This is a genomic window from Reyranella sp., assembly GCF_030651995.1.
Lineage (GTDB): Bacteria > Pseudomonadota > Alphaproteobacteria > Reyranellales > Reyranellaceae > Reyranella.
This window is the reverse complement of the sequence record NZ_JAUSBN010000062.1, coordinates 1-13,466: the sequence shown is the minus strand read 5'-3', so window position 1 is coordinate 13,466 and position 13,466 is coordinate 1. Positions and strand designations below refer to the sequence as shown.

Genomic DNA, 13,466 nt, shown 5'->3' with positions numbered 1-13,466 from the left:
TCGCGATAGCTCTGCTCTGAAAGCGGCGTCGAGCGCGGCCGGGATCAGGGCGCCTTGCGCGCCTTTTCTCCCACCACGATACGTATGGCGGCGTCGGTCGGGCTGGGGGTCTGCGGCCCGTTGAGGGTGCCGCGGAAGCGGCCCCAGTTCGCCGGCCAGTCTCCCTTGCTGGCGTTGAAGCCGGCCGAGCCCAGAGCGTCCACGAGGGCGGCAGCGGCCTCGTGCGTGGCCGGGTCGCTGCCGTCCCGGACCAGCACGACGACACCGAAAATGCCGGCCACGCCGCCCCAGGTCCAGGTCTGCGGCAACCAGCCCGCCTGGCCGAGATCGGCGGAAATCGCTGCGCCGATGGCGGGGGCATCAGAGATCTGGCCCAGCAGGAAGATCGCGGCCGGGGTCCCGGCAAATCTCTGCAGGCTCGCGACGAACGGCGGGAGCGGTGGGGCCGGCACGGCCGCAGGCTGCGGGGTCGCTTCGGGGGTCGGCTCGGGGGCCACCTCCGCGGTCGGCTCCGGGGCCCGCGTGGCCGCGTCCTTGACCAGCTTCCCGAGATCGGCGAGACGCCGCCGGATTTCGGCCGCATCGAACAGCGGCGGGCGAGCCGTGTCGGGGGCGGCCTTGCCCGCAGGCGGAGCCTGAGCCACCCGCTCGGTCGCCTCATGGGCGGCCTTCTCCGAGGCCGCGGCCCGCTCGCGCGCCAGGTCGGCGTCCAGCGCGAGCGCCGCCGCCCGATCCCGCGCGGCGGAGACCTCCCGCTCGAGCCTGGCCGTGCGGTCTCGCGCCGTGGCGATCTGCTGTTCGAGTCTGGTCACCTGTTCGCGCGCCGCCGCGGCTTCGCGCTCGTGCTGCGCGGCCAGGCTTTCGAGGCCTCTGTAGCGATCGAGTGTCGACTGTTCGTGAGCGCGCACGGCGCCGCTGTAGCGAAACGACAGGAAGGTCGTGATGCCCAGCGCCGCCACGGCCAGGATGGTGACGACGAGGCTCGCGATCATGGCTTTGTCCATGATCGACGCCCATCCCCGCAGCTGATCGATGTCCATGTTCACCGGCTTGTTGGAGCGCATGCCAAGCCCGTGCCCTCCCCGCCCTCGATTAACAATCGGCAAATCGCCGCCCGGCGGTGAATTGTCGTGACAAATCGGAGGCGTGGCGCTGCGCGCGTCTGGTCTATGCTGGCGCCCTTCGGGAGGGAAACATGAAAATCGCCAGGATCGAGGATCTGCATTGTGACGCCGGGTGGCGCGACTTCTCCTTTCTCAAGGTCACGACCGATGACGGGCTGGTCGGCTGGTCCGAATACAACGAAGGCTATGGCAGCGCCGGCCTCACCGCCGTGATCCGGCGCATGGCGCAGGGGCTGATCGGCCAGGATCCGCGTCCCGTCGAACGCATCATGTCGACGCTCTATGCGATCACCCGCCAGGCGCCCGGTGGCATGAACCAGCAGGCGATGGCTGCGATCGAGAACGCCCTGATCGACGTGAAGGCCAAGGCGCTGGGCATCCCGGTCTGCGAGCTGTTCGGCGGGCCGGTGCGCGACCGCCTGCCGCTCTACTGGTCGCATTGCGGCAGCTACCGCTTCCGCAACGCCGAGGTCATGGGCGTCGAGCCGGTGCGCTCGCTCGAAGACCTGGTGACGCTCGGCCGGCATGTGAAGGAGCGCGGCTTCAAGGCGCTCAAGACCAACATCTTCCGCTTCGATCTCGATCCACCGAACATGTACCAGCCGGGCTTCGGCAGGAGCCCCGGCGGACCGGAGCTCAATGCCGACGGCGCCGTGCTGGGTGCGATCTCCGATGGGCTGGCCGCCTTCCGCCAGGGCGCCGGCCATGACATGGGCATCCTTCTCGACACCAACTTCAACTTCAAGACCGAGGGCTACATCAAGGTCGCGCGGGCCTGCGAGCCCTACAATCTCTTCTGGATGGAGATCGATTCCTACGATCCCGAGGGGCTGCGCCTGATCCGAGACCGCGCCTCGATGCCGATCGCCTCCTGCGAATCGCTGTTCGGCCGCCGCCAGTTCCGGCCCTACTTCGAGAACCGCTCGATCGACGTGTCGATCATCGACGTACCGTGGAACGGGCTCGCCGAGTCGCTGAAGATCGCGTCGATGGCCGAGGCCTACGAGATCAACTGCGCGCCGCATAATTTCTACGGCCACATGTCGACCCTGATGAGCGCGCATCTCTGCGCCGCCATGCCAAACTTCCGCATCATGGAAATCGATATCGACGACGTGCCGTGGAAGGACGATCTGGTGACTCACCCGCCGGTGATCCAGAATGGCGAACTGATCGTGCCCACCCGGCCCGGCTGGGGTGCCGACATCAACGAGGAGGCGGTCAGGGCGCATCCGCCCAAGAACCCGCATCCCTGAGAGGAAGAGACAATCCCATGGTCTACGAGTTTCGCACCTACACGCTGGCGCCGGGCAAGATGCCGGAATACCTCAAGGCCGCCGAGACGATCGGCCGCCCGGCACGCGGCAACAACTACGGCGTCAACCACGGCTACTGGACGTCGGAGTTCGGCGCCCTCAACCAGATCTGGCATCTGTGGAAGTACGACAGCTATGAAGAGCGCACGCGCTTGCGCAACGAGCTGCAGAAGAACAAGGACTGGACCGAGAAGTACATCCCGATCGTGCGCACCTGCGTGGTCCGCCAGGACCTGCGCCTGATGAACACCGTGGTCGACATCAAGCCGGACGACGGCACCACCGGCAACATCTACGAGCTGCGCATCTATCGCTGCGGCCTGGGCGGTGCGGTGCAGTACGGCAAGGACTTCAAGGAAGTCCAGGCGGCGCGCGAGAAGTACTCGCCGATCTGGGGCGCCTGGACCGGGGAGTTCCCGCAGCCCAACGAGTGGATCCATCTCTGGCGCTACAAGAACCTGCAGGAGCGCTTCGAGGCCCGCGCCGCGGCGATGAAGGATCCGGCGTGGCAGGCCTATCTCGCCAAGGGCCCGGCCAAGCTGCAGGAGATGCATTCGACGCTGCTGCTGCCGACCAACTACTCGCCTCTGAAGTAGTAACGACGTAATTGTCATCCTGAGCGCAGCGAAGGATCCTTCGCCTGCGGCTCAGGATGACTCTTGTTGTGAGTACGCGCATGGACACGTTCGACGACAGTCTTGCCTTCGTGAAGTTCGGCGTGGGCCAGCCGGTGACCCGCAAGGAAGATCCGATCCTCCTGCGCGGCGAGGGCCGCTACACCGACGACATCAATCTTCCCGGTCAGGCCCATGCGGTGATGGTGCGCAGCCGCAACGCGCATGGATTGTTGAAGGGCATCGACACGTCCGAGGCGAAGAGCCTGCCGGGCGTGCTCATGATCCTCACGGCCGCCGATCTCGACGAGGCAGGCTTCGGCCCGCTGGTGTGCCCGCTCAACATCCCGCAACGGGACGGCACGCCGATGAAGCGGCCGCCGCGCTGGTCGCTGGCGAAGGAAAAGGTGCGCTTCGTCGGCGAGGTCGTGGCGATGGTGGTCGCGGAGACGGTGCTGCAGGCCAAGGACGCCGCCGAAGCCGTGATGCTCGACATCGAGGAACTCCCGGCCGTGACCAGCCCCGAAGCGGCGCTGGCCGAGGGGGCGCCGCAGATCCATGCTGACGCCCCGGGCAATCTCGTGCTGGATTTCCACTTCGGTGACGCCGAGGCCGTGGCCAAGGCCTTCGCGGAAGCAGCCCATGTCACAAAGCTAGAGATCGATTCCCAGCGCATCGTGGTCAATGCCATGGAGCCGCGCTCGGCCATCGGCTCCTACGATACGGCGAAGGACCGCTGGGTGCTGAACGTCGGCTGCCAGGGCGTGTTCGGCCTGCGCGGCGGCCTGGCCAAGGACGTGCTGAACGTCACGCCGGACAAGCTCCATGTGCTCACCGGCAATGTCGGCGGTTCGTTCGGCATGAAGGCGCCGCCCTATCCCGAGTATGGGCCGCTGCTGCTGGCGGCGAAGAAGCTCGGCCGTCCGGTGAAGTGGACCGACGAACGTTCCGAGAGCTTCCTGTCGGATCATCACGGACGCGATCACGAGCGTGTCGCCGAACTGGCGCTCGACAAGGACGGCAGGTTCCTCGCGGTGCGACTCACCGGCTACGGCAATGCCGGCGCCTACATCTATCCGCCGATGCCGGCCACGACGAACGCGGTGAAGAACCTGATCGACGTCTACCGGACGCCGGCCATGGAGGTGAATTCCAAGATCGTCTTCACCAACTGCACGCCGGTCGCAGCCTATCGCGGCGCCGGCCGCCCCGAAGGCAACTACTTCATGGAGCGCCTGATCGACACGGCGGCGCGCGAGATGGGCATCGACGCAATCGAACTGCGGCGGCGCAATCACATCGCGCCGGAGCAGATGCCGTACAAGTCGCCGGCCAACAATCTCTACGATTCGGGCGAGTTCCGCGCCATCCTCGACGAGACGCTGCAGATCTCCGACTGGGACGGCTTCGCGGCCCGCAAGGCGGAGAGTGCCGGGCGCGGCAAGCTGCGCGGCCGCGGCGTCGGCAGCTATCTCGAGGTGACGGCGCCGGCCGGCAAGGAGCATGGCGGCATCCGCTTCGAGCCCGATGGCGACGTCACCATGCTGAGCGGCACGCTCGACTACGGCCAGGGCCATGCCTCGGCCTTCGCGCAGGTGCTGACCGGCCTGCTGGGCATTCCCTTCGAGCGCTTCAAACTGCTGCAGGGCGACAGCGACCAGCTCAAGGCGGGCGGCGGCACCGGCGGTTCGCGCTCGGCGCTCGTGGGCGCCGAGGCTTTCCTCGAAGCCAGTCGCAAGGTGATCGACCAGGGCAAGCAGATCGCGGCCCATGTGCTGGAAGCCTCGGTGGCCGACATGGAGTTTGAGAAGGGGCGCTTCAAGATCGCCGGCACCGACCGCAGCATCGGCATCCTGGAGCTGGCGCAGAAGCTGCGCGACGGTCTCGCGCTGCCGGAGGACGTGCCGCAGACGCTCGACGTCGCGCATGTCTCCGACACGCCGCCTTCGTCGTTTCCCAATGGCTGCCATGTCTGCGAGGTCGAGATCGATCCCGAGACGGGCACGATCGAACTGGTGCGCTACTTCATGGTCAACGACTTCGGCACGGTGATCAATCCGCTGCTGGTCGAGGGCCAGGCGCATGGCGGCGTCGTGCAGGGGCTGGGCCAGGCGATCATGGAGCGCACCGTCTACGACGAGCAGGGCCAGCCGCTCACCGGCTCCTTCACCGACTACGCGCTGCCGCGCGCCCAGGACGCGCCGAGCTTCACGATCCAGAGCCATCCCGTGCCGGCCAAGACCAACACCTTGGGCGTCAAAGGCTGCGGCGAGGCAGGCTGCGCCGGCGCGCTGCCGTCGATCATGAACGCCATCGTCGATGCGCTGGGCGGCAAGCACATCGACATGCCGGCCACGCCGGAGAAAGTGTGGCGGGCGCTGAATTCAGACTGACAGTCCGGTATTCCTGTCATCCTGAGCGAAGCGAAGGATCTCGCGCCCGCTCGGGAGTCCATTGGTCCCTCCGCAAGGTCCTTCGCTGCGCTCAGGACGACGGTGGTTTTTGCGACGAGGACGCTTAACCCTTCGCCTCGACCTCGATCGTCTTCTTGACGGCGGGGCGCTCCAGCATGCGGGCATGGTGGGCTTCGAGTGCAGGGAAATCGCCCGGCTTGCGCTCGAGCTGGTCGCGGAAGCGCCAGTAGACGCGGAACAGGTGGATGTCGGCGATCGAATAGCGGTCGCCCAGGATCCACGTCCGGTCGCCCAGGCGCCTGTCGGCCACGGCATAGAGGTCGCGTGCCTCGGCGACGCCCTGCCGGATCGCCGGATGGATCGTCGACGCGACATAGGACATCCATGAGATGGCCTGCGCCTCGGCCTCGATGTCGCCCGCCGGCAGCAGGCCGGCCGCGGGATAGGTGCGGGCGAGATAGTAGAGGATGCCCGCCACCTCCGTGAGCGGGCGGCCATCGATCATCAGCACGGGAACCTTGCCCGCGGGATTCACCGCGAGGAATTCAGGCGTACGCGTTTCTTTTCGCGGCACCGAGACCGCGTGCTTCTCGAACGGGGCGCCGACTTCGTGGAGGGCGATATGGGCTGCCATGGAGCTGGAGCCGGGCGAATAATACAGAGTGAGCATGATCCAGCGTACCACGCCTGTCTTCGCGGTCGAAGGTTGGTTATCGTGCCGTCATGATTACTCTTCTGCTGTCGTCCCACGCACAGCGTATCTGGGGCGAGCGCATCGCGGCCGCGGTGCCGCCGGGCACGCTGTCCTTCCTGACCGCCGAGGAGGCGCTGGCGGCCGAGGGTCCCAGCGCCGCCGACATCGCCTTCATGACCCGCGAGGTGACGGGGAAATCCAGTCCCACCAATCCGACTCCCGAGCTGCAGGGCTTCGATGCGGTGGTCGCCAGGTCGCCGAACCTCAAATGGCTGCAGATCCATCCGGCCGGCGCCGAGCGCCTGATCTATCGCGAGCTGCGGGCGCGCGGCGTCAAGGTGACGACCGCCTCGGGCGCCACGGCGGTCACCGTGGCGCACAGCACGCTGGGCGCCGTGATCGCCATCAACCGGCGCTTCCCGCTGCTCGCGGACGCGCAGCGCCGTCATGCCTGGGAGCCGCGCCTGGGAGAACGTTCGCCGCGTGACCTCGCCGGCCAGTGCGCCGTCATCGTCGGCATGGGCCCGATCGGCCGCAACATTGCCTCGCTGCTCGCGATGCTGGGTCTGCGCACGATCGGCGTGCGACGGACGGCCGAGCCGGTGGCGCCGTGCGAGAGAGTCGTCGCCTACGAGCAGCTGCACGAGGTTTTGCCGCAGGCCGACTGGCTGATCCTGTGCTGTCCGGCCTCGCCGGTGACGCGCGGCATCGCCAACGCAGCGGCCTTCGCGGCAATGCCCGAGGGGGCGCACCTGATCAATGTGGCGCGCGGTGAAATCGCGGTCGAGCAGGACGTCATTGCGGCGCTGCAGAGCGGCAAGCTCGCGGGCGCCTATCTCGACGTGTTCGAGCGCGAGCCGCTCGATGCGGCCTCGCCGCTCTGGGACCTCCCCAACGTGCTGGTGTCGCCGCACACCGCCAGCCACTCGCTGGGACAGAACGAGGCGATCTTCGGCATCTTCCTCGACAACCTGGCGCGCTTCCGCGCCGGTCAGGCGCTGCGCAACGACGTCGACAATCTCGGCTGAAGCGCCTGCTCCACGGCGGACCGATCCAGGCGCGCCCGCAGGCCGATCACGACCAGCTTGCCCGGTCTCGCGCCGGCCGGGGCCTCATCGATCTCGAAGCGCCGTCCGACGACGTGCAGCGCGACCTCGTTCAGTATGCCCTTGGCGCGCAGAACGCCCGTGCCGGGTGCGCTCAGGCGCCTGCCGAGTTCAGCGACGTCGATGCCTTCGGGGACGTCCAGCTCCAGCGAATCGTACAGCGAAGCGGCGTCGGGTGCGCCCGGCGTGGTGAGTGTCGCCGACAGGCGCGGCAGGGCGCCGTCGCGCAATCCCAACAGCAGGTCGGGGGCGATCTCGGCCCGTGTCGTCGGCAGGATCCGTGCCGCAGGAGTCTCGGCGGCGAGCCAGGCGAGGGTCTCCTGCAGCGAGGCACCGTCCACGAGATCGCACCGGTTGGCGACGACGAGGTCGGCAGAGCTGAGCTGGCGCGTGATCGTGTCGCCGAGATAGGTGTCCTCGGCCATCGTCCGCACCGTCTCGACATCGACCATCACCACGATGCCGTCGATGCGATAGGGCATCAGGAGGGTGACGGCGCTGGCCACCATGCCGGGCAGGGCGACGCCGCTGGTCTCCAGCACCACGCGCTCGATGTCGGGCCGCTGGGCGGGCAGCGCCATCAGCGTGTCCATGAGATCGGAGCCGTAGCTGCAGCACACGCAGCCGCCGGAGATTTCCAGCGTGTCGCCGTCCGACGACACGATCAGGTCGCGGTCGATCGGCGTCGTGCCGAAGTCGTTGACCAGAACCGCAAGTCGCTGGCCGTCGGCGGCGCGCAGCAGGCGGTTGACCAGGGTCGTCTTGCCGGTCCCGAGATAGCCGCCGATCACCGTGACCGGCAGCCGTCCGCCCGGTCGCGGTTCGCTCACGTCCCCGGCCTCACGTGTCGTTGGCGGGGAAGAGGCGACCGGCCTGGACCGTGCCCCAGATGCGCACGTCCTTGAGTTTCTCCGGCGCGATCTCCAGCGGATCGTCTTCAAGGACCGCGAAGTCGGCGCGCTTGCCGCATTCGATCGAGCCGACCTCGCCGTCGAGCTTCAGCGTCCAGGCGGCGCCCAGGGTGATCGTGCGCAGCGCGTCGGCCACCGAGATGCACTCCGTGGTGCCCAGCACGCGGCCGCTGGCGGTGCGGCGGTTGACGGCGCCCCAGGCGGTGAAGAGCGGGCCGAGCGGGGTCACCGGCGCGTCGGAATGGATGGCGAGCGGCACGCCGCTGGCGAGTGCCGTGGCACACGCGTTCATGCGCATCGCGCGCTCCGGGCCGACCGTGGTCTCGTAATGCTGATCGCCCCAGTAGAAATGATGGTTGGGGAACAGGTTGGCGCACATGCCGAGCCGGGCCATGCGCCGGAACTGGGCGGCATCGGCCAACTGGCAATGTTGAAGCGTGAAGCGATGGTCGCGGGCCGGCTGGTCGAGCAGGGCGCCCTCGAGACAGTCGAGCGCCATCTCGGTGGCCTGGTCGCCATTGGTATGGCTGTGCACCAGCACGCCCTTTTCGAGGGCGAGCCTGTAGACGCCGGCGATCGCCTCGGGCGGCGTGTACCACAGGCCGTTGGGCGCGCCGTTGTAGTAGCCGGGCCAGCGCAGCCGCGCCGAGAACCCCTGGATCGATCCGTCGACGAACAGCTTGATGGCGCCCAGCCGCAGCCGGTCGGTCGACCTGGCCTTCAGCTTCACGGCGAGGTCGACCACCTGCTCGGGCGTCAGCGCCTGGAAGCGGCGGAACGACACGATGCGCACCGGGAAGCCGGCCTCGCCGGTGACGCGGGCCATCATCGACACCGCGTCGTCCGGCAGCAGGTTCGCGAGATCGGTCGCGGTGGTGACGCCCTGGCGCACGCACAGGCGGGCGAAGCGGCGCAGCCCGTCCTCGTCGTTGGCCAGCGCTTCGCGGTCGAAGCCGACATGGGCGCCGACGATGGTCATCGCGTCCGGACCCTTCAGCTCGCCGGTCGGCAGGCCGTCGGGCCCAAGCGGGATGCCCGGATGATTGACGCCCGGCCGCAGCAGGCCGGCCATCTCCAGCGCACGGGTGTTCACGTTGAAGATATGGCCGCTCGCGTGCATCACGCCGACCGCGCGCGTCGTCGACACGCGATCGAAGTCGGCGCGCACGACGCGGCGGTCGCCATAATAGATCGGATCGAGGCCCCAGCCGGCGAGCGCTTCGGTGGGCGAGCCGAGCTGGCGTTCGGCCTCCTGAAGGCGTGTCACGACGTCTTCGATGGACCGGGCGCCGGGCCACACCTTGCCTTCGGGATCCATGCGATCGAAACGCCCGAGATAGGTGTAACGCCAGAACGTGCCTTCGGCGGCGTGGCTGTGGCCCTCGACGAAGCCCGGCATCAGCACCTTGTCGGCGAAACTGTCGTCGATCGTGTAGGTGCCCCAGCCGGCCAGCTCCTCCAGCGGGCCGACGCCCAGGATGCGGCCGTCGCGCACGGCCACATGCGTGGCCTCCGGACGGGCGGAATTCATGGTGAGGATGCGGCGGGCGCGGAAGATGGTGATCGGGCTGGAAGTCATGCCGGACAGTAACGGGCAGCGATACGGGACGCCAAGGGCTTCGAAGAAGTCTCGCGACCGCAGACACCTGTTGTCGCAACGACGCCGGGATGCGATCAGCGGGGCCGGGAGAGGTGAACATGGGGACGTTCTGGCGCTGTCTGCGGGCGGCTGTTTTGACGGTGGCGTTGCTCTCTTCGTCCCTGACGCCGCAACGCGTGTCCGCGCAGCAGGTGCCGGCGAGCGACTTCCCGGTCCTCGTGTCGGCGGTCTTGCAATTCAAGCTACACAAGGACAATCCGAACCAGACACCGATCGGCAAGCCTATCGCGCTGGTCGCGATCGGGGCGGCGCTTCTGTTCCTTCCCACCATTATCGGAATAGCGGGTCCTTCTTTCGGCTCCGGGCCGGTCGCGGTGCTGAGTTGTCCCGTCTTCATCGGCGGGAGCACGCTTCTCGGCGAGGACGGTTGCGTCTGGACCAAGGCCGGGGCGGAGTGGACGCAGCAGGAAGGCGTTGCCATCCAGCGCGCCACATACCGGGCCGGCGGTCAGGCCGAAATCGTGCCGGGATGGTTTCTCGGCGGTACCCTCGGTGCTGCCAACCAGACCATACAAGGCATGGCCACGCTCGGTACCGGCCAGTCGTTCGACGTCGCCGTCGCCCTGAAGTACTCGCAGGACGCCCTGCTGCTCGCCGGTTCCGCGGGCTTCGCCTCAAACTGGAGTCGATTTTCGAGCACGCCGGGGCTTCTGTCAGATGTCGACGTGACGAACCAGACCGCCCAGGTCCATCTGCGCGGCGCCTACGATTTCGCGTTCGACGGATGGTACGTGCGACCGCGCCTCGACCTCGCTCTCGCCTATCGCAACATGCCGGGCTTCCAGGTCATGTCTCAGGGCACGACGGTGATGTCCGTCGGCGCCTTCTCGCAGACCAATTTCTCCGCCACGCCGATGGTTGAGATCGGCGGCCGGCTGGACGTGGCGAGCACGGGTATGATCTTCCGGCCCTACGCGGCGGTCGGCGCGAGCTTCCTGCCCGGCAACACATCGACCTTCAACGTGCAGTTCGCCGGCCCGCTCGCTTTCATGGGCAGTTTCCAGCCCTACCTGCAGGGACCTTCGGTCACTGCCAACGTCGAAGCCGGTGTGCAACTCTATCGCAGCCGCGGCCTCGAATTCCGGGCCGAATACGGGCTGATCGCCGGAACCTCGCTCCTCAGCCAGACCGCCGCCCTCCGTGCGGCCTGGCACTTCTAGGAAACAGGCGCTCCGCTAACGCACCATGTTCCGCGGCACGTCGCGGAACGGCTTGGTGGTGTCGATGCTCGGCTCCTTGGGCATCTTGAGGACGCGCTCGGAGATGATGTTGCGCTGGATCTCGTCGGTGCCGCCGGCGATCGACGTGGCCGGCACCGAAACCAGGATTTCAGCGATCACGCCGTTCATCGGGCTGTCCGAGCCCGACAGCAGCGCATCGGCACCGGAGAGCTGGGTGTGCACGCGCGCGGCGGCGCGGGCGACATGGCTCGCGACCAGCTTGCCGAGCGAGCCTTCGGGACCCTGCGGCTTGCCCTGCTGGGCGGCCGCACGGGCGCGGCGGGCCGTCCATTCGGCGGCCTTGGACATGATCATCAGCCGGGCGATCTCCTGCCGCACCACCGGATCGTCGAGATGGCCGGTTTCCTTGGCCCGCTCAAGGATGAGATCAACTCGTCCGGCGCGCTGGGGATACCACTTGTAGGGCTCCATCGTGGTCGCGATCTCGGCGCGCTCCTCGTCGTAGGCGCGGCCCTTGCGGTCGGAGCCCATGGCCCAGCTGCGCAGCCCGTCGGCGCCGCGACGCTCGTGCATCAGCGTCGTGGTCGTGACGGCCCAGCCGTCGCCCACGTTGGCGACCAGGAACTCCGGCTCGACCACGGCGTCGGTCAGGAACACCTGGTTGAACGAGGCATGGCCGTTCATCTGCTTCAGCGGCTGCACGTTCACGCCGGGCTGGTGCATGTCGATGATGAAGTAGGAAAGCCCCTTGTGCTTGGTCTGGTCCCAGTCGGTGCGGGCCAGCAGCAGGCCCCAGTGCGCGTGATGGGCCGAGGTCGTCCAGACCTTCTGGCCGTTCACGATCCACTTGTTGCCCTGCATCTCGGCCCGCGTGACGGCGCCGGCCACGTCGGAGCCGGAGCCGGGCTCGCTGAACAGCTGGCACCACGTATCCTCGCCGGTGAGGATGCGGCGCAGGTACTTCTCCTTATGGAGATCCGTGCCGTGCGCCAGGATGGTCGCGGCGGCCAGGGTGCGGATGCCGGCCTTGGCGACGCCGATCGCGCCGATGCGCGCGAATTCCTCGTCGACGACCGGCACCAGGCCGGCCGGCAGGTCGCGGCCGTACCATTCCTTCGGCCAGCCCGGGACGCCCCAGCCGGAATCGGCCAGCTTGTTGCGCCATTCGACGAGGCCCAGTTCGGGGTTCCAGTTGGCTTCCAGCCAGGCGCGCACTTCGGCGCGGACGGAGTCTTCGGTGAGTTCGCTCATCTTCGTGCTCCTCAGTCGGCCCAGTTCTGCATCATCTTCTCGCGGTGGTGATGGGCATCGCCCAGCAGCACCTCCGAACTCTTGGCGCGCTTGAACCAGAGATGGGTGTCGTTGTCCCAGGTGAAGCCGATGCCGCCATGGATCTGGACGGCGTGGACAGCCGTCTGCAGGGCGGCTTCGCTGGCGGCCGCCTTGGCAAGCGAGGCCACGGCGACGATGTCCTCGTCGCCCTCGTCGAGCGCCGCGGCAGCGTAATAGGCGGCCGACTTCGCCAACTCGACGTCGACCAGCATGTCCGCATGCTTGTGCTTCATCGACTGGAAGGAGGCGATGGGCCGGCCGAACTGCATGCGCATCTGCGCATAGGCCAGCGCATCCTCGCGCAGCCGTTCGGACACGCCGGCCATTTCGTTGGCGAGGCAGACCGAAGCCTCGACCATGGTCCGGGCAAACGGGGCCGCCGCGCCGCCCGCCGTGCCGAGAAGGGTCGCCTCGACACCCTTGAAGTCCAGCCGCGCCAGCTTGCGCGTCGGGTCCATCACCTTGAGGTTCCGACGCTCCAGCCCCTTGGCGTCGCCCTTGACGGTGAACAGCGACAGGCCCGCGTCACCCGAGGTGCCCGGCGCACGCGCCAGCACGACGATGAGATCGGCGGTGTGGCCGTCCAGCACGTAGCTCTTGTGGCCGTCGAGCTTCCAGGTGCCGCCCGACGACGTCGCCGTCATCCTGGTGGCCGCCGCATCCCAATGGGCGGGGGCTTCGACCCAGGCCAAGGTCGCGATCGTGTCGCCCGCGGCGATGCCGGGCAGGAGCGCCTGCTTCTCGTCTTCCGTGCCGGCATTCAGGATGGCGCCGGTCGCAAGAACGGCCGTCGAGAAGAAGGGCGCGCAGAGCATCGCCCGGCCCATCTCCTCCAGCACGATGCCGAGTTCCCCGAAGCCGAATCCCTGGCCGCCATAGGCCTCCGGAATGCGTACCGCCGTCAGGCCGAGTTCGGTGTTGAGCTTGCGCCAGGCGGCGGGCTCGAAGCCGGCGTCGGTTTCCATCAGGCGCCGGACTTCCTTGGTGGGCGAGCGTTCGGCCAGGAAGCGGCGCAGGCTGGTCCTGAACTCTTCCTGCTCGCTCGAGAAACTGAACTTCATACAAAATCCTCCCAGCGCCGATTTTAGGCACTGGGAGGGGTGACCGGAAGCGT

General features: G+C 67.7%; 11 protein-coding genes. 5 read left to right on the top strand and 6 right to left on the bottom strand.

Annotated elements, in window-relative coordinates; translation table 11 throughout:
• Positions 1 to 44 precede the first annotated feature (44 nt).
• Complete coding sequence (locus tag Q7V45_RS19215) at positions 45 to 1,004, bottom strand: hypothetical protein (RefSeq protein ID WP_304854978.1); 960 nt, start codon at positions 1,002 to 1,004, stop codon at positions 45 to 47.
• A 191-nt stretch (positions 1,005 to 1,195) separates the two neighbouring features.
• Here Q7V45_RS19215 and Q7V45_RS19210 point away from each other — a divergent pair, with 191 nt between their 5' ends.
• From Q7V45_RS19210 to Q7V45_RS19200, 3 genes are all read left to right on the top strand, one after another.
• Positions 1,196 to 2,380 carry a mandelate racemase/muconate lactonizing enzyme family protein gene (locus Q7V45_RS19210; protein ID WP_304854977.1) on the top strand — a complete coding sequence of 395 codons (1,185 nt, stop codon included), beginning with the start codon at positions 1,196 to 1,198 and terminating at the stop codon, positions 2,378 to 2,380.
• Between the two features lie 17 nt (positions 2,381 to 2,397).
• Positions 2,398 to 3,036 (top strand): NIPSNAP family protein, encoded by a 639-nt coding sequence (locus Q7V45_RS19205; protein ID WP_304854975.1) that lies wholly within the window; start codon positions 2,398 to 2,400, stop codon positions 3,034 to 3,036.
• Positions 3,037 to 3,116: 80 nt separating this feature from the next.
• Positions 3,117 to 5,447, top strand: coding sequence for a xanthine dehydrogenase family protein molybdopterin-binding subunit (locus Q7V45_RS19200; RefSeq protein ID WP_304854974.1), 2,331 nt, complete (start codon positions 3,117 to 3,119; stop codon positions 5,445 to 5,447).
• Between the two features lie 124 nt (positions 5,448 to 5,571).
• Here the strand turns inward: Q7V45_RS19200 and Q7V45_RS19195 are convergent, their stop codons facing one another.
• Positions 5,572 to 6,153, bottom strand: coding sequence for a glutathione S-transferase family protein (locus Q7V45_RS19195; protein WP_304854973.1), 582 nt, complete (start codon positions 6,151 to 6,153; stop codon positions 5,572 to 5,574).
• 38 nt (positions 6,154 to 6,191) lie between these two features.
• On the opposite strand from Q7V45_RS19195, the gene Q7V45_RS19190 reads away from it, so the two are divergent.
• Positions 6,192 to 7,190 (top strand): D-2-hydroxyacid dehydrogenase, encoded by a 999-nt coding sequence (locus Q7V45_RS19190; RefSeq protein WP_304854972.1) that lies wholly within the window; start codon positions 6,192 to 6,194, stop codon positions 7,188 to 7,190.
• On the opposite strand, the gene Q7V45_RS19185 is transcribed toward Q7V45_RS19190, so the two are convergent.
• Complete coding sequence (locus Q7V45_RS19185) at positions 7,154 to 8,098, bottom strand: GTP-binding protein (RefSeq protein ID WP_304854970.1); 945 nt, start codon at positions 8,096 to 8,098, stop codon at positions 7,154 to 7,156. The two genes, Q7V45_RS19190 and Q7V45_RS19185, sit on opposite strands and share 37 nt — an antisense overlap.
• A gap of 10 nt (positions 8,099 to 8,108) precedes the next feature.
• Positions 8,109 to 9,758 carry an amidohydrolase gene (locus Q7V45_RS19180; protein ID WP_304854969.1) on the bottom strand — a complete coding sequence of 550 codons (1,650 nt, stop codon included), beginning with the start codon at positions 9,756 to 9,758 and terminating at the stop codon, positions 8,109 to 8,111.
• A gap of 119 nt (positions 9,759 to 9,877) precedes the next feature.
• Between Q7V45_RS19180 and Q7V45_RS19175 the strand changes: the two genes are divergently transcribed.
• Entirely contained in the window at positions 9,878 to 10,999 is a 1,122-nt protein-coding gene (locus tag Q7V45_RS19175) for an autotransporter outer membrane beta-barrel domain-containing protein (protein ID WP_304854968.1), read from the top strand.
• Positions 11,000 to 11,014: 15 nt separating this feature from the next.
• Here Q7V45_RS19175 and Q7V45_RS19170 read toward each other — a convergent pair whose 3' ends face one another.
• Entirely contained in the window at positions 11,015 to 12,271 is a 1,257-nt protein-coding gene (locus Q7V45_RS19170; protein WP_304854967.1) for an acyl-CoA dehydrogenase family protein, read from the bottom strand.
• A gap of 11 nt (positions 12,272 to 12,282) precedes the next feature.
• The gene (locus Q7V45_RS19165) at positions 12,283 to 13,413 is read right to left on the bottom strand and encodes an acyl-CoA dehydrogenase family protein (protein ID WP_304854966.1); all 1,131 of its coding nucleotides are present in this window, start codon (positions 13,411 to 13,413) and stop codon (positions 12,283 to 12,285) included.
• Positions 13,414 to 13,466: the final 53 nt, after the last annotated feature.